The organism is Lunatimonas salinarum (assembly GCF_017811155.1).
In the GTDB taxonomy this organism is placed as follows: Bacteria; Bacteroidota; Bacteroidia; order Cytophagales; family Cyclobacteriaceae; genus Lunatimonas; species Lunatimonas salinarum.
Map to the genome: position 1 here is coordinate 88,643 of NZ_JACVCV010000010.1, position 22,492 is coordinate 111,134.

Annotated in this window: 16 protein-coding genes; 10 read left to right on the plus strand and 6 right to left on the minus strand. The window is 47.6% G+C overall.

What is annotated here, in order from left to right; genetic code table 11:
* The first annotated feature begins 174 nt into the window (after positions 1–174).
* The 3 genes from IAQ59_RS13475 to IAQ59_RS13485 all read left to right on the plus strand — a co-directional run bounded on the left by IAQ59_RS13475 (position 175) and on the right by IAQ59_RS13485 (position 5,952).
* Complete coding sequence (locus IAQ59_RS13475; RefSeq protein ID WP_209331348.1) at positions 175–2,739, plus strand: TonB-dependent receptor; 2,565 nt, start codon at positions 175–177, stop codon at positions 2,737–2,739.
* A gap of 1 nt (position 2,740) precedes the next feature.
* Positions 2,741–3,691 carry a DUF4249 family protein gene (locus IAQ59_RS13480; RefSeq protein ID WP_209331349.1) on the plus strand — a complete coding sequence of 317 codons (951 nt, stop codon included), beginning with the start codon at positions 2,741–2,743 and terminating at the stop codon, positions 3,689–3,691.
* Between the two features lie 326 nt (positions 3,692–4,017).
* Positions 4,018–5,952, plus strand: coding sequence for a DUF4838 domain-containing protein (locus tag IAQ59_RS13485; protein ID WP_209331350.1), 1,935 nt, complete (start codon positions 4,018–4,020; stop codon positions 5,950–5,952).
* Between the two features lie 39 nt (positions 5,953–5,991).
* On the opposite strand, the gene IAQ59_RS13490 is transcribed toward IAQ59_RS13485, so the two are convergent.
* From IAQ59_RS13490 to IAQ59_RS13500, 3 genes are read right to left on the minus strand one after another with little or no spacing between them, the layout of a single operon-like run.
* Positions 5,992–7,326, minus strand: a complete 1,335-nt coding sequence (locus tag IAQ59_RS13490) for a dicarboxylate/amino acid:cation symporter (RefSeq protein WP_209331351.1) — start codon at positions 7,324–7,326, stop codon at positions 5,992–5,994.
* A gap of 26 nt (positions 7,327–7,352) precedes the next feature.
* The gene (gene aroC, locus IAQ59_RS13495; RefSeq protein ID WP_209331352.1) at positions 7,353–8,429 is read right to left on the minus strand and encodes a chorismate synthase; all 1,077 of its coding nucleotides are present in this window, start codon (positions 8,427–8,429) and stop codon (positions 7,353–7,355) included.
* Positions 8,430–8,432: 3 nt separating this feature from the next.
* A complete protein-coding gene (locus tag IAQ59_RS13500) occupies positions 8,433–9,878 on the minus strand; it encodes a BatD family protein (RefSeq protein ID WP_209331353.1) in 1,446 nt (481 codons plus the stop codon).
* A gap of 129 nt (positions 9,879–10,007) precedes the next feature.
* Between IAQ59_RS13500 and IAQ59_RS13505 the strand changes: the two genes are divergently transcribed.
* Positions 10,008–10,199 (plus strand): hypothetical protein, encoded by a 192-nt coding sequence (locus IAQ59_RS13505; RefSeq protein ID WP_209331354.1) that lies wholly within the window; start codon positions 10,008–10,010, stop codon positions 10,197–10,199.
* A gap of 25 nt (positions 10,200–10,224) precedes the next feature.
* Here the strand turns inward: IAQ59_RS13505 and queG are convergent, their stop codons facing one another.
* Both queG and ruvB read right to left on the minus strand, forming a co-directional pair.
* Positions 10,225–11,166 carry a tRNA epoxyqueuosine(34) reductase QueG gene (gene queG, locus IAQ59_RS13510; RefSeq protein WP_209331355.1) on the minus strand — a complete coding sequence of 314 codons (942 nt, stop codon included), beginning with the start codon at positions 11,164–11,166 and terminating at the stop codon, positions 10,225–10,227.
* Between the two features lie 29 nt (positions 11,167–11,195).
* Positions 11,196–12,230 carry a Holliday junction branch migration DNA helicase RuvB gene (ruvB, locus tag IAQ59_RS13515; protein ID WP_209331356.1) on the minus strand — a complete coding sequence of 345 codons (1,035 nt, stop codon included), beginning with the start codon at positions 12,228–12,230 and terminating at the stop codon, positions 11,196–11,198.
* A 616-nt stretch (positions 12,231–12,846) separates the two neighbouring features.
* Here ruvB and IAQ59_RS13520 point away from each other — a divergent pair.
* From IAQ59_RS13520 to IAQ59_RS13530, 3 genes are all read left to right on the plus strand, one after another.
* Positions 12,847–13,866 (plus strand): alpha/beta hydrolase, encoded by a 1,020-nt coding sequence (locus tag IAQ59_RS13520; protein WP_209331357.1) that lies wholly within the window; start codon positions 12,847–12,849, stop codon positions 13,864–13,866.
* 326 nt (positions 13,867–14,192) lie between these two features.
* The gene (locus IAQ59_RS13525; protein WP_209331358.1) at positions 14,193–14,834 is read left to right on the plus strand and encodes an ERCC4 domain-containing protein; all 642 of its coding nucleotides are present in this window, start codon (positions 14,193–14,195) and stop codon (positions 14,832–14,834) included.
* A gap of 49 nt (positions 14,835–14,883) precedes the next feature.
* Complete coding sequence (locus tag IAQ59_RS13530; protein ID WP_209331359.1) at positions 14,884–16,758, plus strand: rhamnogalacturonan lyase; 1,875 nt, start codon at positions 14,884–14,886, stop codon at positions 16,756–16,758.
* Positions 16,759–16,761: 3 nt separating this feature from the next.
* On the opposite strand, the gene IAQ59_RS13535 is transcribed toward IAQ59_RS13530, so the two are convergent.
* Complete coding sequence (locus IAQ59_RS13535; RefSeq protein WP_209331360.1) at positions 16,762–16,914, minus strand: hypothetical protein; 153 nt, start codon at positions 16,912–16,914, stop codon at positions 16,762–16,764.
* 184 nt (positions 16,915–17,098) lie between these two features.
* Between IAQ59_RS13535 and IAQ59_RS13540 the strand changes: the two genes are divergently transcribed.
* From IAQ59_RS13540 to IAQ59_RS13550, 3 genes are all read left to right on the plus strand, one after another.
* Positions 17,099–17,698, plus strand: coding sequence for an RNA polymerase sigma factor (locus IAQ59_RS13540; RefSeq protein WP_209331361.1), 600 nt, complete (start codon positions 17,099–17,101; stop codon positions 17,696–17,698).
* Positions 17,699–17,825: 127 nt separating this feature from the next.
* Positions 17,826–18,836 (plus strand): FecR family protein, encoded by a 1,011-nt coding sequence (locus IAQ59_RS13545; RefSeq protein ID WP_209331362.1) that lies wholly within the window; start codon positions 17,826–17,828, stop codon positions 18,834–18,836.
* Positions 18,837–18,985: 149 nt separating this feature from the next.
* Positions 18,986–22,474 (plus strand): SusC/RagA family TonB-linked outer membrane protein, encoded by a 3,489-nt coding sequence (locus IAQ59_RS13550; protein ID WP_209331363.1) that lies wholly within the window; start codon positions 18,986–18,988, stop codon positions 22,472–22,474.
* Positions 22,475–22,492 lie beyond the last annotated feature (18 nt).

Here is a 22,492-nt window from a genome sequence, read left to right on the forward strand (position 1 = left end):
AGCATGACGTAGCCGTCACACACTGGGATGACTATGCTATATGCGAGATTCCATGTGACCGCTGAATAACAATTATAGACACATGAAATCGAGCACGACGCAAGCGACACACAGAGGGACGACTGTAATTCGTGCGAGATTCCATCTGATCGCTTAAGAACAAATTAAAAACAGATGAAACTAATAGGTACATTTCTTTTTCTGGTGTTGGCAATTGATGTCAACGGACAAGACAATATCATCATTCAGCTCCCCCAGCAGGAATATAGGATCAGTGATCTTTTGAAGCTCATTAGCGATCAGGCACAGCATTCATTTATCTACCAGTCCTCTGATATACAAACAGAGAGGATAGTGACCACGCCGGAAGAAAGGTATGAACTGAGAGCACTTCTAAGCGTCGTTTTTCCCTCTCAGACCCATGAGTACCAGATCAGAGACGGGAAAATCCTTGTCAAAAGGAAAAAAGATGTAAATCATGTGGGCAACCAAAGGTTTACCGTGAGCGGTTATGTGACAGACAGCACTTCTAGTGAATCACTCATTGGTGCCCATATTTACTTTCCAGAGCTAAATTCTGGGGTAGTAACCAACGCTTACGGGTATTTCTCGGCCAGCCTTCCGCCCGGCAGCTATACCATCAACGTAGGCTACTTAGGATATGCCCGATATGAGCAAAGCCTAAATCTAAGTGAGGAAATAAAACTTGATATCGCATTGATACAAAGGGCGAGCACCTTAGCAGAAGTAGATGTATATGCGGGCCAGTCCTTAGTCGAGACGTCGCAGATCAGCAGCCTAAAAATACCGGTCCGGCAGATGAGCAACCTGCCTGTATTGCTAGGTGAAACAGACCTAATGAAGAGCATCCAACTGCTCCCGGGGGTAAGTGGAGGACTGGAGGGCTTCAGCAACTTTTATGTGCGAGGAGGCGGACCCGACCAAAACCTGATTTTACTCGACGGTGTCCCCTTGTATAATACCCAGCATCTATTTGGCTTTCTATCCACGTTTAACAACGACGCCCTCAACAATGTGGATCTCTACAAGGGTGGGTTTCCTGCCCGCTACGGCGGCAGATTGTCTTCGGTCTTGGACATTCAGATGAAAGAAGGAAATCGTCAGGAATTCCGGGGAGATGCTACCGTGGGGCTGCTTGCCTCCGCAATCACGCTGGAAGGGCCTATTAATGAACAATCTTCCTTCATGGTTTCCGGTCGTCGTACCTATTGGGATGTTCTTGCACGGCCCATTCTGGAGTCCATGAACCAAGATATCGGTTACCATTTCTATGACCTATATGCCAAAATTAACCATACATTGTCAGATACTGACAAAATATATTTCAGCATTTACCTAGGTAACGACAAGCTAACCTTAATGAACGACGACTTAACAGAAAATAGTAGCCAGATAGTCACCAACGAGGAGCGAAACAACCTCAAATGGGGCAATTTCATCTCTGCATTCCGGTGGAATCACACCTATAATTCCAAGCTTTTTAGTAATGTCGGCATTACTTACAGCCGGTTTAATTACGACATCCATAACTCATACATACGCACATTTAAAGCCGTAGCAGGAAACACACCTGAACCGGAAATTTACAGTAATTCGCTGAACTCAGGGATTGAGGATGTCACAATCAAGGCCGATTTCGATTTTTTCCCGGTTCCAAAACACACCATCAAATTTGGAAGCTTGCTAACCTACCATACATTTACCCCTAAAGCACTGTCAACCAACAATTTTAACACCGCAATAAGCCTATTCACCGAACCCATTTCTGCAGTGGAAACCGCAAGCTATTTAGAGGATGATTTCAAACTGGGCAGCAGATTCGATATCAACATAGGAGCACATTTATCGTCATTTTCGCTGCCGGCAAAAACCTATACTTCGATACAACCCAGAGTTTCTATGAACTACCGGCTGGGCGACAAGCTGTCTACCAAATTGGCATATGCAAAAATGACCCAATTTTTGCAGCTGTTAACGACAAGTACCATCGGACTGCCTTCCGATCTCTGGGTACCGACAACCGAAAAAATCCCTCCACAGGACGCTTATCAGGTAACAGCAGGTGTGGCTTACATTCCTGCTCCAAATTTGGAATTTTCTTTAGAAGGCTACTATAAGAAAATGGATAATCTGCTGGAATACAAAGAGGGAGTCAACTACGCAGCTATCAATACCGACTGGCAGGAAACGGTAACTTCTGCTGAAGGCCGGAGTTACGGAGTAGAACTTCTGGCCCAAAAAAAGGCAGGAAAATTTGACGGGTTCATGGGTTATACCCTAGCTTGGACTTTCCGAAATTCTCCGGACCTGAACTTGGGAAAAGAATACTTTTACCGATTTGATCGTCGTCACGACTTGAGCCTCGCCATAAACTTCAATAAAAGCACAAGAATGGTATACTCAGGGGTGTGGGTATTTGGTACCGGGCAGGCAGTTACCCTACCGGAAGTCCAGTACTTCAATCCGAATAATCAGCTCATTGTGGTATTTAGTGAAAGAGGCGCCTATCGGATGCCTACTTATCACCGCATGGACTTTAGCGCTTCCCTTATCAAAGAGAAGAAAAAGGGCGAGCGTCGATGGGTTTTTGGAATCTACAATATTTATGCCCGAAGAAACCCTGTTTTTCTGGAGTATATACCAGGAGTAGATGCAGGATTCGTCCAATACAGCCTATTTCAATTAATTCCAAGCATTTCTTACAAACGCAGTTTCTAATATGAAAAAAATATCATACATCACTCTGTGCGGCTTTTTGCTGTTATCCTGCGAGGATGACATCAGCATCGATATCATCCGGGAGCAACCCAAGATAGTATTACATGCCTACTTCGAAAAAGAAAAGCCAATGACCCTAGACCTGCTAAGATCTATTCCTATTCCTAACCAAGTGAATTACAATCGCTCCTTCTACCATATTGATAATGCTGAAGTGAACGTGTTTGTGGACGACGTACTTCTGGGAACCATGACCCACGAAGGGTCCGGGGTATATATGTTAGATCAATATCCCGAAGAAAATCACCACTACCGTATATCGGTAAAAGCCCAAGGACTGCCAGAAGTGACCACCGATGTTGAAGTTCTACCCTCCCCGCCGAAAGTCAACGACTATAGCTATAACAAAAAGGGTCCGTTAGGCAACAGTCAGAATCCTTCGGTTGAGCATACCCTCGTCATTGAAAATAATCCTGGTATGACCGTATTTTATAAAATTAGCTTAGATATCCGGGTCATTCATTACAAAAAAGGTGAAATACAGAGAGAGGAAATCATCAATTGGTATAGACTGGCCTCTGCCAACCCACTCCTGAAAGATTATACCTGTCTGGAAAACTGCTATGGCGATACAGGCAACATGAAAGCGCTTTATTTCAGTAATGAAGCTTTCGGCGACAGCCCGGAAATCACCTTGTTATTGACTACAGACTACTTTGAAGACTTTGAGGTAGCTTTTCCAAACGAAACGGTAAAAACAGTATACGTACAGTCCATCCAGGTGTCCCACATCTCAAGTTCCCTAATGAATTATAGCAGATCTATTTATGATAATAGTAACGCTAATCAGCTATTTCAAGAACCAGTAAGCATCATGTCAAATGTAAACGGTGGATTCGGCGTATTTGGCACGCTGAACTCAATAGCATTACCATTCGACTTTTCGGAATAACCATCCATTGTTCCCAGATCGGTAAACATTCCTGTTCTTGTCCCCTTTACCATAGGCTGCGTGAGACTACTTATCCGCATTGCCTAAGCAAATGGTTCTGCATGACAAACCTTTGATTATAATATGAAAAGTCTATAGAATGCTTTTACACCGAGTTGAGCTATCCATATAACCATAATCCAAAAACAGGTTAACCCTTCTGGCCTTCCTGATAATTCCACGAAAACATTACTATTCTGTGACTTAGCCGACCTGATCCTTGTGTACTCACAGAAAGCGTTGTAATTTTTAAGCTTGAATGATCTCTACCGAAACCCTAAATAGCTATGAAATCCGATATACCCAACACATTTGGCAGTGAACACGCTATCAAACCAGGCATACAGACCCTTGGGATCCTGCCTGTGGCGATTCTTCTTCTGTTACTTCTGTCGTTAGAATCTATGGGCCAGGATCTCTTATTGGTTCAAAATGGCCGGTCAGATTACCGCATCGTATTGCCACATGAACCGGAACAACAGGAAATCCACGCCGCCAAAATCTTACAGGACTACCTCTTCCGAATTTCGGGTGCACTGCTTCCTTTGGGTCACGACAACCTCCCCTCCACCGAAAAGGAAATCCTGATAGGACGCACCAACCGACCCGAATCCAGATCCATTGACTTTGCAACCCTGGAAGACGAGGGACTACTCATCCGTACCGAGGCCCAGAAGCTTCTCCTTGCGGGAGGCCCAAAGAAAGGCGTACTAAGTGCAGTCTACCACTTTTTGGAAGAGGAATTGGGATGCAAAAAATACACCTCTCAGGTGACCCATCTGCCCAGCATGAAGCGTATCGCACTGGGCAAGCTCGACCTTGTTACCATCCCAGTGTTCTCATTTCGGGACGTGTATTACCAAGATGTATATGATCCCGAGTTTATGGATTGGCACGGGCTTCATTCCTTCGGAGGTAAAGGCTCATCTCCTACCGAATGGGGCTATTGGGTTCATACCTTTCACAACTTACTGGATCCTGCGGAGTACGGGGAAACCCATCCGGAATATTTTAGCTTCTATGACGGCGAACGCCATCCGGGCCTCATCCCCTCTTGGGATGGCTCCAGCGTACAGCCCGAATCACAGCTTTGTCTCAGCAATCCAGAGGTATTGGAAATCGTATGCGAAAACCTCGCAAAAGCCATGGAGGAAAAACCAGAAGCCCGGTATTGGTCAGTCAGTCAAAACGATAATGTGCGGTATTGCCAGTGCGAACACTGCGCTGCATTGGATCAACAATACGCCGCCTATGAGCCGGAGGAAAAAATGTACACCACGCATGGAAGCAAATATCCGGCGTTGGGCATGGGTTCCATGCTGTGGTTCGTGAATCAAGTAGCCGATCGGTTTCCTGACAAAATTATTTCCACGCTCGCTTACCAGTATACGCGCGTGCCGCCAAAGGACATTGTACCTCGAAAAAATGTCAATATCATGCTTTGCAGCATTGAAAGCACCCGCAACGAACCCTTGGAGAGCGGCGACCCAGACTTTGCCAGTGACCTGATCGGTTGGGGTAAAATCACCGACAATATCTTGGTTTGGGATTACAACATCCAGTTTTCCCACCTGCTGGCACCCTTCCCAAACTTGCGTACGCTCCAGCCAAACATACGGTTTCTCCGAGACAATCGGGTAAGCGCGGTGTTTGCACAAGGAAACATACAGCAGGGAGGGGAATTTGCGGAACTCCGTGCCTACCTGCTCTCGAAACTGCTCAAAAATCCCGATGTGGATATGCAGTCAGAAATGGACGGCTTTTTACTTGCCTACTATGGACAGGCGGCGGGACACATCAAGCAATACATCCATCTGATGCATGACCACAATAAAGGTGCAGAAACCCCTAAACTCTCCATCTTCGGCTCTCCCAGTCAGCAAACCGACAGCTTCCTCACCCCGGAACTGATCAAAGCCTATGATGCGCTCTTTGATAAAGCACTCTACGCGACAAAAAACGATCCTGAACGGATGGAACGTGTAAAATCGGCCCAGCTTCCGATCCTTTTTGCTAAGCTGGAGCTAGCCCGGACAGAACGCTCCAAGTGGAACTCACTGTCTAAGGAAGAACTAGGCCACGCAGGACTTCCCGCCAAAATAAGCGAGATGCTTTACGATCTGACGTATCATGCGATGAAGACTGGAGTGAGCCGATATGCTGAGTGGCACACCACCCCCGCTGAATACCTCCATAAATATCTCAACCAACTGGGAGAATAAACGAGAAATTAACGCTAACGCACCCTCCCGGAAAGCTTCCTATAACCCTTCGTCTGCGGTCAACGGATTGGCTGCCCGAATCATCCCATCAGGTAACTCTCCCTCTGTAGAGGCCACCACCGTACAAACCATGGCATCCCCCGTGACATTCACGACTGTCCGAAACATATCGATGATACGGTCTGGGGCCAAGATCAAGGCGATCCCTGCCGCCGGAACGTTGATAGACTCCAGCACAATGATCAGCATGATAAGCCCCGCCCCTGGGACGCCCGCCGTGCCAATAGAGGCTAGGGTAGCCGTCAGCACAATCATAAGTTGCTGCGTGAGTGTAAGGTCCATTCCGAGAGCCTGCGCAATAAACACAGAGGCAACACCCTGATAAAGACTGGTCCCATCCATATTGATCGTAGCACCCAAGGGCAGCACAAAGCTGCTTACCTCCTCGGAAACTCCCAGTTCCTTCTCTACCTGCCGCATGGTGACGGGCAGCGTAGCCGAGCTGGAGCTGGTAGAAAAGGCCAATAACTGGGCGGGTCTCAACGCCTTGAAAAAATCCATGTACTTCACCTTGGTAAATGCCATCAGGATCAGTGGATAAGTCAACATAATCATCACCAAAAGTCCGCCTACTACTACCAAGGTGTATTTTAGCAACGCCAGCAACAAGGAAACCGCAGAATCTGGATTGTCACCGGTGATTTCCACAATCAACGAGGCCATCAACGCGAATACCCCATAAGGAGCGATGATCATGATAAATCCGACGATTTGAATGATCACGTCGTTCATTCCATCAAAAAAGGCAATCACCGGCTTGGCTTTGCTTTTGGGGATTTTTAATAGCGCTATTCCTACAATGATGGCAAAAAACACCACCTGCAACATGCTCCCATTATTGGTTGTTGCCAGAAACACATTCTCTGGAACCATGTCCACAAAGGGCTGCAAGGGACTTTGTTGCTTTAATGACTCGGCGGCACTTGTTTTAGAACCCACACTTTCGTCGTAGAGGGCCATCAGGTTATCCCTAGTATCCACGGGCAGACTCTTGCCCGGCTTAAACACATTCACCAACAACAGCCCAAGCGACACGGATAACACCGTGGTTATCATATAGGCCGATATGGTCTTACCGCCGATCCTCCCCAGCTTCGTAACATCGCCTAAATTGGAAACTCCTACGATCAGCGAGGCCAAGACCAACGGCACCGCAATCATCTTCAGCGCATTGATGAAAACCGTCCCTACGGGCTTGATATAATTGATGACAAAATCGGGAGAAATGCCGAACTTGACGATAATCAGCCCGAGAACGAGGCCTAAGACCAACCCAATAATGATCTGGGTGTGCAGGGGTATCCTTTTTTTCATAAATCAGTGGTTAGTGGTGGTATAGTCTAAAGTTTGCTGAGCCGGTTGAGCAGGAGAAAGTCGGCGAGTACCAACGCGCACATGGCCTCCACAATGGGTACGGCCCTGGGGACTACACAGGGGTCGTGCCTGCCCTTACCTGACACAATCGTCGCTTCGCCGGCCTCGTTGACGCTTTCTTGATCCTGCATGATGGTGGCCACAGGTTTAAAGGCAACCCGGAAATAGATATCTTCGCCGTTGGAGATCCCGCCTTGGATACCTCCTGAGTGGTTGGTACGAGTACGGACTCGATCCCCTTCTCTGTAAAACGCATCGTTATGTTGGGAGCCCCGCATCTGCACACCTTCAAATCCACTTCCGTATTCGAACCCCTTCACCGCATTGATGCTAAGCATGGCATGCCCCAACGCCGCATGAAGCCTGTCAAAAACCGGCTCTCCAAGACCGGGCGGCACGCCGGTGGCCACGCAGGAAACCACGCCCCCTACCGTGTCGCGATCTTTTCGGATCTCATCGATATAAGCTATCATCTGCTCTGCTACCACGGGATCCGGGCAGCGAACAATATTTTCTTCTGTACGGGTCAGATCAAGCTGGGAGTACGGCTTATCTAGGCTGATGTGGCCTGCCTGACTCACGTACGCACTAACGTGCACGCCAAAACTTTTGAGCATCAGCTTAGCCACTGCGCCGGCCGCTACTCGGGCCGCAGTCTCCCGTGCGCTGCTACGTCCCCCACCCCGGTAATCCCGCACCCCATATTTCTGGTGGTAGGTATAGTCTGCATGCGAAGGACGGAACTTGTCTGCAATATGGGAATAATCTTTGCTCTTTTGATCGGTGTTCAGTACTATGATGGAGATGGGGGTGCCGGTGCTTTTTCCTTCGAATACCCCAGAGAGGATCTGAAACTCGTCTTCCTCTTTCCGTTGCGTAGTGATCTTGGATTGGCCGGGCTTGCGCCGCTGCATCTCCGAACGGATGAATGCTTCGTCTATTTCTACGCCCGCCGGACAGCCGTCTATAATCACTCCCAACCCCTTGCCGTGTGATTCGCCAAAGGTGGTGATGGTAAAGGCCCTGCCAAATGTATTTCGCATGAATTATTTTTTCTTAATGATCAGAAATCCCAATAATCCCACTGCACCAAACAGCAGCAGGTTGATCAGGACCGAAAAATAGTACTTATATTTTTGGTTTAAAAGCTTATTATCCTCCACATCAATCAAATCATAGATTCCTCCCAAGCGGGAGGACGATATGGCTTGATTAATTTTACTTTCTCCGGTTACGTTGACCGTCAAAGACGGGCGGAGCGTATCGTATTTATCCAAAGCCGGATTAAAATAGATCCACTCAAAATGGTCTCGCATCGCTACCTCCTCGGCTTCGTTTAACGTGATAAAGTAACTAAACTCCTTCATGCCAGTCACCCTACCGCGATTTTTGTTTACCTGTATCCGTTCGTTCGGGTCAAAGGAATTGAGTTTTTGCGCATTCATTCTCCTCGGTGAACGAATGGAGCTAATATTCCCCTCCCCTGTGACACCAAAATTGTACGTAAATCCCTCTCCCGTAGCTACCTGATCCTGGCTTGCGCTTTCACGTAGCTGGTAGTTTCCCACACTTACCTCATTTCTGAGTGGATGCGGAGGAAGTGGTTTCACGACCACCTGCTTTGGCTGGGAATAAAAGGTCTTAAAATCCTGCAACCGATTGTTGCCAAAAAAGCTTGGATTTCGGGCCACCCGGTACTTGATCATCTCCCAACCCACTGAAGGAAATTCTATTTTACCCGGATTAAAGGGGAAAAACGTAGCCTGATAGATTTTAAACCGTGTCCAAGCTTTGCCGTTGATTTCAACTTTATCAGGTTGAATACTCGTAATATTGAAATTTTCCTCCCAGGCGTTGGCTGGCTTGATCTGATTGATAATCTTTTCCAATTGCTTGCCGGCATCATGGAAGTTAAACAGGGCCTGATTTTCCTCTGAAAAGAAAAAGGCTAGGGTTACGTTTACACCTTCCCCGGTATAGACCTCGTTTTTGTCAACGGTCAGTGAAAAAAATGCATCATCATCCACCTCTACATACTCAGTCTCTTCCCTGCTTCCACCAAAGAAATCATCAAATGGATCTATGGCGCGGCTTCTTCCTCCTGCAGTGGCCCGAGGATCCACCACAGTGATGGTTTTTCCCCCAGAGGAAACGCTGCGCCCATTTACAGAAATACTGAATCCATTGAGTGTAAACTGCCCTTTTCGAAGCGGTTTGTAATATTGGATCACGCTGGTGGAGCTGCTCATCTGTCCGTTGATGATATTCATGGACGAACTCTGAGAGACCCCCTGTTTTTGGAATCCGGGGATTTCAGGCAGAGGATCATAGGATCGGATCTTTTCTTCGGTAACCGTTATTTTGATGTTGAAGGTTTCATTCAGGGCCACTTCATCCGGTCCCAGCTCGATCCTTACCTCCTGCGCATTGACCGACAAACAAATTATCGGGAAAAGAAATATGAAAAGGAAGCTGAATTTCGTTATAGGCATGTGAAACACGTTCAGAGTCGGAGTTACAAATAAACAAGGATATTTTAAACGTAACAAATGTTATTTAGCTAACGTAAAAACTCTTAAAATTATTTAACCTTTTAATAGACCCAACTAAACGATAAGATTATGGTAGAATACGTTAAAACCATTTTACTCAAGGTGAGTTTTGACAGAAAGCTTTTCGAGAAGGAGTTGCGCAAGGGACTTAATCTGTTGGTTCCCTCCGAGTTGGAGGAATTTAGGGAATGGTGTTATCGAACATTTGCAAAAGTCTATGAACCGGTTTTGAATAAATATTTTGTCAAACTCTCTGGATAAAATTACCTGTAGCCCCTTACTTCGGTCAGGGGCTTTTCTTTTTCACAAATTGTACATTTCGCATCAGACCCTCCCACTTGGTGCGCTTTACGGCAGACTTTTGAAAAACCTTCCCAAAGGTCTCTCGTGTCATTTCCTCCCAGTCTTTTTTTCCAAATTCCTTTAACAACGGGTGCGGCAAGAAAGCCTCCTCGCGGTGAGGGCTAGCAAAACGGTTCCAAGGACATACGTCTTGGCAGATATCGCAGCCAAAGACCCAATTCTCAAACTTGCCGTGCACTTGGGTAGGCAATGCATCCTTGAGCTCAATGGTAAAGTAGGAAATGCAACGGGACCCATCCACTACTCCTGACCCTACAATTGCGTCGGTGGGGCAGGCATCTACGCAGCGGGTACAGGTACCGCAATAATCCCCGATAAACGGATCGTCCGGTGCTAAGGGCAAGTCGATAATCAGCTCTGCCAAAAAGAAAAAGCTCCCCATTTGCCGATTGAGCAACAGACTGTTTTTGCCCAGCCATCCCAATCCGCTACGCTGCGCCCATTGCCGCTCCATCACAGGTGCACTGTCCACAAAAGCCCGACCGTTGATTTCCCCGATATCCTCCCGCAGTAACTCCAGAAAAGCTTTCAACTTATCCCTTACCACCCAGTGATAATCCTTCCCATAGGCGTATTTGGCGAGCTTGTAATCCTCATCGCCCTCTGGAAGTTTCTCCTCGGGAAAATAATTGAAAATCAGGCTGACGACTGACTTAGCGTCATCCACGAGCTTGGTGGGATCCAGCCGCTTGTCAAAGTGATTGGCCAGATAAGCCATTTGACCATGGTAATTGCGGGCAAGCCATGCCTCTAACTTGGGCGCTTCTTCCTCCAGAAAACAGGCCGTTGCAATCCCGCAAAATTCAAAGCCCAGCCTTTTGGCAGTTTGTTTGACGATTGCTGCATGTTGTTCCGGAAGGGTCATGTAATAAGGTTTGGGTATTTTGACAGGTATCAGCCAAAGAGGCTGCCAGTACTTGCGCCGGCGTCGGGGTTTAGATTCAGGTGCTTGTAGGCCAGAGGGGTCGCTTCTCGGCCACGTGCGGTCCGCTTGAGGTAGCCTTCCTGAATCAAAAACGGCTCGTAGACCTCTTCGATCGTTTCAGCCTCTTCCCCGCAGGCGGTAGCAATGGTCGTAATGCCTACTGGCCCTCCCTTAAACTTATGAATGATGGTGGACAGGATACGGTTGTCCATTTCATCCAAGCCGTTTTCATCGACATCCAAGGCAGCAAGCGCTACCTTGGCAATGCCCAAGTCGATGGTTCCATTGCCCTTTATTTCGGCAAAATCCCGGGTCCTTCGTAGAAGCATATTAGCAATACGGGGGGTACCTCGGCTCCGCCTTGCAATCTCGAAGGCTGCAGGCTCGTGTATGGGCGTGCCCAGAATACCTGCAGATCGCATGACGATATCCGTGAGTAACTTGGCATCGTAGTATTCCAGACGGGCATTGATGCCAAAGCGGGCACGAAGTGGAGAGGTCAACAAGCCGGACCGGGTAGTGGCACCGATCAGGGTAAAGGGGTGCAGGGAAATCTGTACCGACCGAGCATTGGGGCCCGAATCCAGCATGATGTCTATACGGAAATCCTCCATGGCCGAATACAGGTACTCCTCCACAATGGGGTTTAACCGATGGATTTCGTCGATAAAAAGTACATCGCCCTCATCCAGGTTAGTGAGCAGCCCCGCTAGGTCGGAGGGTTTATCCAGTACCGGGCCGGAGGTGATCTTCAGACTAGAACCCAGCTCGTTGGCGATGATATGGCTCAGGGTGGTTTTGCCCAGGCCCGGAGGACCATGTAGGAGCACGTGATCTAGGGACTCGCTGCGCTTTCTGGCGGCAAGCACGTAAATCTTGATATTTTCCACGATCTTTTTCTGACCGGTGAAATCGTCAAAGCTCAACGGACGCAGGGCCTTTTCAATTTCCCTGTCCGATGAGCTTAGGTGTTCGTCATCTCCTCGCAAATAATCTTCTCTCATAGCTGCTTGATACTGCGCAAATACAAATATAAGAAATTTGAGCGGAGGCTAGAGTAAATATTGAAACCATCGTCTGAGTAGACTACTTCTTTATGTAGAACAAAACTGTCCACTTCGTATTACAGCAGTTTCCGATCCATTTTTCGCCTTTAGACAGCGTCATCTCTGCCAAGTCCTCTTTGGACTGAATCATGTCATTAATCCGCTCTTCGAAGGTGTACTTGGTGCTAAAAACGGTGTACCATGCCTTTTTTTTGTGCCAAAACACCGAGCATGAGTTCAAAAAATGGATTCGATACCTACAGCACGCCAATCAAAACCAAACTAGGATTTGACCGAGCTCTTTCCTAATTTCACCAACTGTAAAACCCTCCCCAAACGACCGATAACCATAAACCTATGAAATCGAGCAAAACGTATCCGTCACACACTTGGATGCCCTGATAGCTATCGGGGCAAACATGCGACCTGCCTGCCGGTAGGCAGGGATTCCATGTGACCTTTGAAAAATCAATTATAGACACATGAAATCGAGCACGACGCAAGCGACACACGAAGGGACGATTGTAATACGTGCGAGATTCCATCTGACCGCTAAAAAACAAATTATAAACAGATGAAAACCATCTACCTCTTTATCCTGCTGATTTGTCTAAATTGCCTTCCGGCGACCGCCCAAGAGGGCGGCAAAGAACGCATCAAGGTATACAGCCAAGCACTCGAAGGCAACCTGATCGGAGACCCGGCTGAGCGGGACGTGACCGTCTACCTGCCCCCTTCTTATAAAAGCAATCCGGATCGCCGCTATCCCGTGCTATATGTGCTTCATGGCTTTACCGACACCGACTCCCAATGGTTTGGTTGGGAAACGCACTGGATAAACCTGCAAACTGTCATAGAAAAATCCCTCTCCGAAGGCCTTTCCAAAGAGATGATCGTGGTAATGCCTAACGCCTACAACCGCTTCAAGGGAAGCATGTACGCCAACTCGCCCACCATAGGCGATTGGGAAACCTTCGTGACCAAAGAACTGGTCGCCCATATTGACACCAACTACCGCACTCTGGCCAATAGGAACAGCCGGGGATTGGCGGGGCATTCCATGGGCGGATATGGCACCTTACGCCTGGGCATGAAAAACCCCGACGTCTATGCAGCCATCTACGCCCTCAGTCCGTGCTGCATGGAGGGTGGGGCCAATACCAATACGGAACAAATGGCCAAGTTAGAAGCCTTTACCCCAGAGCAACTGGAGGACGCTAACTTCTTCGAAATTGCCGCCTTTGCCACCTCTGCTGCTTTTGCCCCCAATCCCCAAAACCCGCCTTTGTACCTAGACCTGCCTGCAAAGGGTGGAGAACTACGACAAGATGTGATCAACAAGATCATAGCCAACCGCACGCTGAACCATGTGGATCAATACATCCACAACCTCAAAAAACTGAAGGCCATTGCCTTGGATGCGGGAATTCAGGATCGGGGCATCAGCGAAGCGAGCAAGAAGCTGCACGAGCTTTTGGATTCGTACCAAATTCCCCATTTTTACGAAAGCTACCAAGGAGATCACCTGAATCGGATTGCAGAACGAATTCAGACAAAGGCGCTTCCATTTTTTTCCGAAAATCTAATGTTCTGATTTAAAAAGGAATCCCATACATGCCAGCCAGATGCCCTTCGTTATCAGATCAGAAGGTGTTACGGATCCCTAACCGTGAAGCCAATTCGAAGGTAGTATGGCTTTTTTAGAGGGCTTGGTTAGGGTATTAGACTAATCAGCGATAAAAATATTGCATTTTCGCTAAAGAAAATTTCAGTGGAATAATAAATCCTTCCCGCTGGTGGCCGACATCAGGCCTGCCGGGCTTGGGACATCGATATCCAATGATTTGCTTAATGGTATTTTTGGAAATACTTTATCGCTTAAACTAGCCGATTTTTACACTAAAATAGGTATTTTTCGATATGGAACGCGCTGTAAAAATTACCTGCGATTATCGCGAGAAGCCTTCCGGTGTGCCGAAATTGCTAAGCCTACAGGGATGTATGGTGGATTTCCGTCGCTTGGATGCGGGAGATTATGTAATAAACCGACAGCTGGTAATCGAGCGAAAAAGCGCAATCGATTTCGTGCAATCCTTAATCTCGAAGCGCCTCTTCCATCAGTGCAGCTTATTGGTTAAGTCTAAACTCAGACCGCTGATCTTATTGGAAGGGGACCCATTTACTACAGGAAGTCAAATCTCTTTAGAAGCTGTACATGGCGCCATCCTATCTGTAAGTACAGCATGGCACATTCCGATTATCCAAACAAAAAACACTCAAGATACCGCCCATAGTCTTCTGGTTATTGGAAATCAGCAATTGTCTTCCAAACCTTACTTACCAAACTCGGGGGTAAAATCAAGGCGGATCAACCGACAGAAAGCCCGATTTTTACAGGGATTACCCCAAGTCGGACCGGTGTTGGCAGAACGGATACTAGACCATTTTGGAAGCCTAAACAATGCACTGATGGCGGATAGGAACAACCTCCAAAAAGTTGAAGGCATCGGTAAAAATAAAGCGCTTGCGATAAGACATTTTCTAGACGGAGAAGTCCGTTGATTTATATTGTTGACGGACTGCATCCGTCTTTTAAATCCCCCCAAGAACCATGCATCAAAACCAAAAAATCGCCCTAATACTTTTTCTTTTGATTTCGATATCATTTAGCCTCTGTGCGCAAAGGCAAATGGAATACCTCGACCGGGGACTTGTCGCTGTGCCCTCATCCGAAGGAGTATTGGTGAGCTGGCGTCTATTAGGCACAGACCCCGAGGAGGTAACCTTTAGTCTCTTTCGCTCCGAAGCCGGACAGCCACCGAAACAACTCAATACCCAGCCACTCGATAAGGGTACCAATTTTTTGGATATAGACGTGAAACCAGGACAGCGTGTGGCGTATCAGGTTAAGGCCTTCGAAAATGGGAAGTTACTGGATGAGTCCGAGGTGATTGCCCCGTGGGACAAACCTTATTTATCCATACCACTACGGACACCGGAAGGCTATACGCCAAATGACGCTTCCGTGGGTGACCTCAACGGAGACGGGAGATACGAAATAGTTGTTCACATGACCGGGGTCGGTAAGGACAATTCACATAAAGGCCTGACTGACGAACCCATCTTACATGCCTATAGTCTCGACGGAGAGTTTCTCTGGGAAATAAACCTTGGCAAAAACATCCGTGAAGGGGCTCACTATACCCAATTTATGGTCTATGACCTGGATGGAGACGGCATAGCGGAAGTTGCCTGCAAGACCGCTGATGGTACCCGAGATGGACAAGGCAATGTGATCGGGGACAAAGATGCCGATTGGCGAAACAAAGATGGATACGTTATTGCTGGTCCCGAATACCTCACCATCTTCGATGGGCGCACAGGAGCCGCTCTTGCTACTACACCTTATTTTCCTCCCCGGCATCCCGACACACTTACTCCTTCGGAAGAACAACTGAAGGAACTTTGGGGAGACGGGTATGGCAATCGGGTAGATCGGTTTTTGGCGGGGATTGCCTATTTGGACGGTGAGCGACCTAGCTTGATCATGAGCCGAGGGTATTATACACGTACTGTGATTGCCGCTTGGAATTGGAGGGACGAAGCACTGGATTTGGTATGGACCTTTGATAGCCATGACGGCGATCCGGAAAACCTAGCCTATGCGGGCCAAGGATATCATAGCCTTTCCATAGCGGATGTCGATGGGGATGGAAAAGATGAGATCGTCTTTGGTGCCATGGTGATCGATGACGATGGCGCGGGTCTATACAGTAGCGGGCTGGGACATGGGGATGCTATGCACGTATCCGATATCGACCCGGATCGGCCGGGATTGGAGGTGTTTGGTATCCATGAGCGCCCTGAGCATCCCTACGCCGCCAACCTTCGGGATGCACGCTCCGGAGAGGTAATTTGGTCCTTTCCCTCCACGGATGTGGGACGGGGGCTGGCCATTGATATTGACCCCCGACATCGGGGCTATGAAAGTTGGGCCTTTGGGGAAGGACTGAGTGGGCTGTGGAATGTACGCGGTGAAGTTATCTCCGACACCAGGCCTAGTTCAAGCAATATGGCCATTTGGTGGGACGGAGACTTGCTTAGAGAGCTGTTGGACGGCGTGAACATAGACAAATGGAACTACGAGGATGGTACCACGGATCGGTTTTTTTCGGGTGAGGAAAATAATTTGGTAAAGAACAATGGAACCAAGTCCAACCCCAGTCTTTCTGCCGATATATTGGGAGATTGGCGGGAGGAGCTGATAGCCCGGACGGCTGACAATCAAGAGTTGCGGATATTTTCTACCGCTATCCCTACCGAATACCGGCTATACACGTTGATGCACAATCCCCAGTACCGGGTTTCCATTGCTTGGCAGAACGTTGCCTACAATCAACCGCCCCATACCGACTATTTCTTCGGGGATGGGATGGAAATACCGCCTTTGCCGAGTATAAAGCTGGCCGCCCCTACCAAAAAATGAGGTTTAATCAAACCCCTTCGCCTGACCGGAACAGGATCGCCAACCAAAAAACTGGCCCCAGTCTGTCTTTATCGGTATTTTTTCGATGCAACTGCCTAAAAGCATTCCTTTGTCTGCTGTAGGCGTGTCGGATTCCAGCGCCATTTCCAACCGCATACGTGAACGTCCGTATTAGCATATAGTATAGGGGCTCTAGACGATGCGCTGGGATTAAACTAAAATATCTTCACAAAATTCGAAACAATTGGTACGCTGATTTTCGTTTGCTAATTGATTCTTGGTTTGTTTTTGCAACTAAACCTTGTAGTTTTGAACGTTCATTTCCCAAAAGTAACCCAAAATGGCTGACGGGCAAAAGGAGTTTTTAAGCAAAGAATTCATTTTTGAGCTGCGCACGGGCAGTGAAAAAGCCTTTGCAGTACTTTTTGATCAATATGCAGGGCAAATATACCGATACAGCAGGAGGTTTGGGCTAAGCCACGAGGATTCGGAGGGAATTATCCAAGATGTATTTATTAAGATCTGGCAAAAGCGATGTGATCTAGATCCCGATCGGGGTGTAAATGCTTACTTATATAAGGTGGCCAAATCGTACATCATAAAGAAGAAAAAATCACTTCTGCTCGAAAAAGTGTTTACTCACTTAGACAATTTGGACACGAACGGTGTGCAGGTAGATGACCCCGAGCGGAGTCTTTTGATCAATGACTTGCTTTCCTTGGTCTTTCGATGGGCAAAATCACTGCCCAAAGGACAAAGAGAGGTGTTTGAGCTTCGCAACAAGGAACATCTATCGATGGACGAAATCGCAGAGCGGCTGAACATCTCCAAGCGAAAAGCCGAAAACAGGATCTATCAGGCAAACAAAACGCTTCGTTCAAAGGTCGCAACGGATAAACTACTCCTGCTTGCCGGAACGGGGCTTACCGTATTCTTATGAAATGACTTATTTTATTAGATTTTTGGCAAAAAAAATCGCCTTATATTAGATACGGCATAAAAATCATTTTTTTTTAAGCATAAGTGCATTCTACAGGCTATTAATGGGTAGAAATGCGCGTGTTTATATGATCAAGAAGTTACTCAACAAATTACATCAGGGAAGACTTTCCAGAAAAGAAAGTAAGGAATTGGCCAAATGGTTAAAGAGCCCTGCCTCCGATAGTTTTTTTAATGAAAAGTACGATCAACTGATTGAAGAGATGGGAGCTGACGATGGGGAAACTCTTTCGGCAGATGAGCAGGCAAAGCTGAAACGGTCGGTCGTGCAGCGGATTCGGACGCTAAATGCAGAAGATTCCCATAGACGTGAGGTCGCCCGTCGCTTCCGCTGGGGCATTGCTGCATCTTTGACGCTGTTGATAGGGTTTGGGTGGTATTATAAAGAGCTGAATCAGCCCCAACTTGGGGTTGTTGAACAGATAGCGGTAGTCGAATGGATAGAAAAAGAAAACCCTGCAGGCAAAAAGACCCTGATACACCTTCCAGATGGTTCCAAGGTTTACCTAAACTCCGAAAGCAAGCTTTCCTATCGGAAGGATTTTGGTGATTTGCGGGAAGTAAAATTGTCCGGAGAAGCCTTTTTTGAAGTAGAAAAAGACAGCCTACACCCTTTTACGGTGCAGGCAGAGAACCTAACCACCCACGTAATCGGCACCTCGTTTAATGTGCGTGCCTATCCTGAGGAGCAAGTATCCTCGGTCGTACTGACCAGTGGGGTGGTGGAAACCAGCGTACCCGGTTTGTCAAAATCTGAAACGCTCCGTCCAGGAGAGGGACTATCCGTTTCAAAGGCCACCCCGCTGAACTTCCGAAAATTTACAGCGGATGTAGAAGCGGTGCAATATTGGAGGGAAGGGATACTCCACTTTGAAGGAGTCTCATTTTCGGAACTTGTGCGGATTCTCGAACGATGGTACGGGGTAGAGATTGAAGTTAAGGGCAACATGCCCCAAGGAAGAGGCTTTAACGGCACATTTAAGCAGCAGGAAACCCTAGTCAATGTGCTTGAAGCCATGCAATTCGCAAGGCCTTTTCACTATCAAACCTATGATAAAAAAGTTTCTGTTCAATTCTAAAATTGATTGCCTATGAAAAAAAATCCGGCAAGGTACGGGAATACCTCACCGGAAGATCAGATCAAACCAAATGCCGTTGAGGTGGCACAGCGGGAACTGTAAGGTACCTCAACTAAGTGAAAACCAAGTTTAATCTAACGTTCTAAATTATGAAAAATTTATTACGCATACTACTTATGTCAGTCAAATTTGTACTGTATGGATATGCTTGTTTGTTGATGACGATGACCTCTGTGGTGGCCCACACGGCCAACGGTCAGGTAAAAAGCATCGATGAAATCAGTATTGACCTAAAAGACCAATCCATTCGCGTAAAGCAGCTATTTGCCTATATCGAAAAAACGACGGATTTGCGATTTTTTTATTTTGACAAAAACCTTGACCTAAACCAAGAGATCAACCTTTCGGGCAAGGCTAAGTGGGTTTCGGATGTATTGGCCGAAGTTACTGCCCACTCAAACCTAAAATTTAAGCAGATTAACAACACCATCTCGGTAAACCGTAGGGAAGCGGAGGAGGTAGAGGCCCAGGAGTTGGTTTTTAAAACCGTGACCGGGATTGTTAGGGATAACGACGGCGAACCACTTCCAGGGGTTACTGTCTTTGTTGAAGGTGCCACTTCGGGTACCGTGACAGATCTCGATGGTAGGTTCTCGCTAGAAGCCCCTGAAGAGGGATTTCTTATCTTTTCATTTATTGGATTTAGAAGAGAACGGGTTAACCTAGCTACTGCCAGTTCCTTTGACATAACCCTTCAGCCTGACAATACGACGCTACAGGAAGTGGTGGTGACGGGCTACGGAAGTCAGCTTAAGCGCGAAGTAACAGGAAGCATCTCTTCCGTCAAAGGCGATGACCTCGCACGGGTGCAGGTGCCTTCCTTTGATGCGGCCCTTCAGGGACGAGCTGCCGGGGTGCAGGTGAATCAAGGCAGCGGGGTGCCCGGTGCGCCTTCAAGGATACTGATACGCGGTACCTCCTCCATCTCGGCAGGTTCAGAACCGCTTATCGTGGTGGATGGGTTTCCACTTACGCAGGAGCTAACAGGACAGGGTGGAATCAACTCCTTTATGTCTATCAATCCAGCCGACATCGAAGATATCCAGATTTTAAAGGATGCCGCGGCCACGGCCATTTACGGATCAAGGGGTGCAAACGGCGTAATCTTGGTTACCACCAAATCGGGCAAAGATGGGAAAAGCAGCGTTAACTTTAACTATAGCTATGGTGTGCAGCAACCGGTAAATATGGTGGAAATGGCCGGTGGATCCCAATGGCTCCGAATGGTGGATCAGTCATTCGCAAACGATGGCTTTGACCGTCCTTGGGATCCGGTTGTAGATGGGGGACTCGTAAGCGCCTTCATTGATGCACCTAACGAATACCTTACCCGTCAAATGGTCGAGCAAGTCGCTGCATCAGGTGGGACCGATTGGTTATCGCCTATCTGGAGACAGGGCTCTATCGAGGATGTAAACCTCTCCGCCACGCGTGGAAATGCTCGATCATCCTACTTTATTTCACTGCGCTACCAAGACCACAAAGGACTGATGAATGCGCAACGCCTACGCACTTATGGGCTGCGGGCAAACTTGGACTTCTCGATATTGGACAATCTAAAAACGGGACTACGGACAAATTTCAACTACTTCGAAAACCAGCAAGGTCAATTGGGAGGGAGCAACGAAGCTAATCCAAACGGCGGACGGCCCGACAGAGGAAACCGAGGTGGTTACGGTGCCGCATTGGGGGGAGCAGTACCCGTTCTGCCAATTTTTATGCAGGATGGCAGCTACTTTGATCCCAGAGGAGGCCGGAATCCCATAGTCGCCAACCTCCCAAACAATTATTTTGACAGGGCTGAGAATTATCGAAATATCAGCAACCTCTTTGCCGAGTACACGCCTATAGAAGGCTTGAGTCTACGTGGGGAAGTGGCCATAGATACCTGGTATACAAAGTCCACCTACCATACAAGCAATGTAGTCCGGATTTCACGGTATGGAGAGGTAGGCAATACCCTTCGGAATAACCTTAATCTAAACGCCTATGCGACGTATAACAAATCCATTGGAGACCACAATTTTAATTTAGTCGCCGGGGCAGAGCGGCAACGGCGTAACTTTTTCCGAACCGATGCCCGGGCAGAAAATCTAGTTTCTTCCGATATCAATATTGGTGAAACTGCCGGAAATAATGTGATCTCTTTGGTAACGGGTACCTTTCCTGAGTTTAGGATCCAAAGTTATTTTGGCAGGTTAAATTACAATTATAAGGATAAGTACTATGCGATGGCGAGTTTCCGCCGGGATGGGGCATCGGTCTTTGGCAGAGACAATCGATATGGCCAGTTTCCCGCCCTTTCTGGTGGATGGATCATCAGTGAAGAGGACTTCGCCAGTAATCTGGGACCATTGGAGTTTCTTAAGCTGCGTGCCAGCTTTGGCCGTACCGGAAATGCGGACATTCCGAATGTATTGGAAAATCAATACGTAACCTGGCCGGCCTATTCCTTCGGTTCGGGTATCGTACAGAGTGTGATTGGCGTTCCGGATATTCAGTGGGAAGAGATCAATACGGTAGATGCATCATTGGATTTTGAAGCCTATGACTCGAGAATAAGCGGATCCATCGGTTTTTATCAACAAGATGTAAAGAACATGCTTCTTTTGAATCCGATCCCCCCATCCCAAGGGATCCTTCTAGGGACCTCAGCTATTTGGACCAACATCGGTGACCTGCGCAATAGGGGGATGGAGTTTTCCCTAAATACGGTGAATGTGGACTCTCCGAGTGGATTTAGGTGGAGGACGGACTTTAACCTCACGCTGATCAGAGACCGGGTCATGCGACTAGTCCCTCGCTTGGATGAAAATAACCTGGGAATTGTGCAGGGGTCCACGATAACCCGGGCTGGTGGCCGCTTGGGTACCTATTTCATGGCCGAACATGCCTTTATTGATCCAGCAACTGGCTATGAGTACATCTATGAGATTGACCGCGATCTGTTTGCAGAAACTGGAATCATCGAAAAAACCGGTGAGACGCTGCTGGCTACTCCCGCAAATGCCCAACAAAACCGGGTGGAGCTCGAGGGCAAAAGTGGACTACCCACCTATTTTGGAGGGTTTCAAAACACCTTTAGTTACAAAGGGCTGGAGCTAGTCGTGTTTTTCTCCTTCCAAGGCGGCAACTACCTGTATGATGGAAACCGAGTGGAGGTAGTCGGTGGATCACAATTCCGTGCGGATATCGAAGACCGCATGTGGACACCCGAAAACCCCAATGCCGAGTTACCACGGCAAAGCTACTTGAAACGGACGCTGGAAAACGAACCGATTGCACGTCCGGGTTCTACGTCACTCTATCTTCAGGATGGAGATTTTATCCGGCTGCGCAACGTTCAGCTAAGCTACAATCTTCCCCAAAATTGGATATCTAAAGCTAAAATTCAGAACGCACGTGTTTATGTAAATGCGACGAATCTACTGACGTTCACCAAGTATGACGGCTTTGATCCGGAGGTGGCCAACTTTGACTCTAACAGGCAAAATAGAAACCTCACGCAGGGTTTTGTCGGTGGCACTCCCTTCCCTCAATTAAGAACCGTGACAGGTGGCGTTTCATTTACTTTTTAACCCCTAAACTGAAAAGAA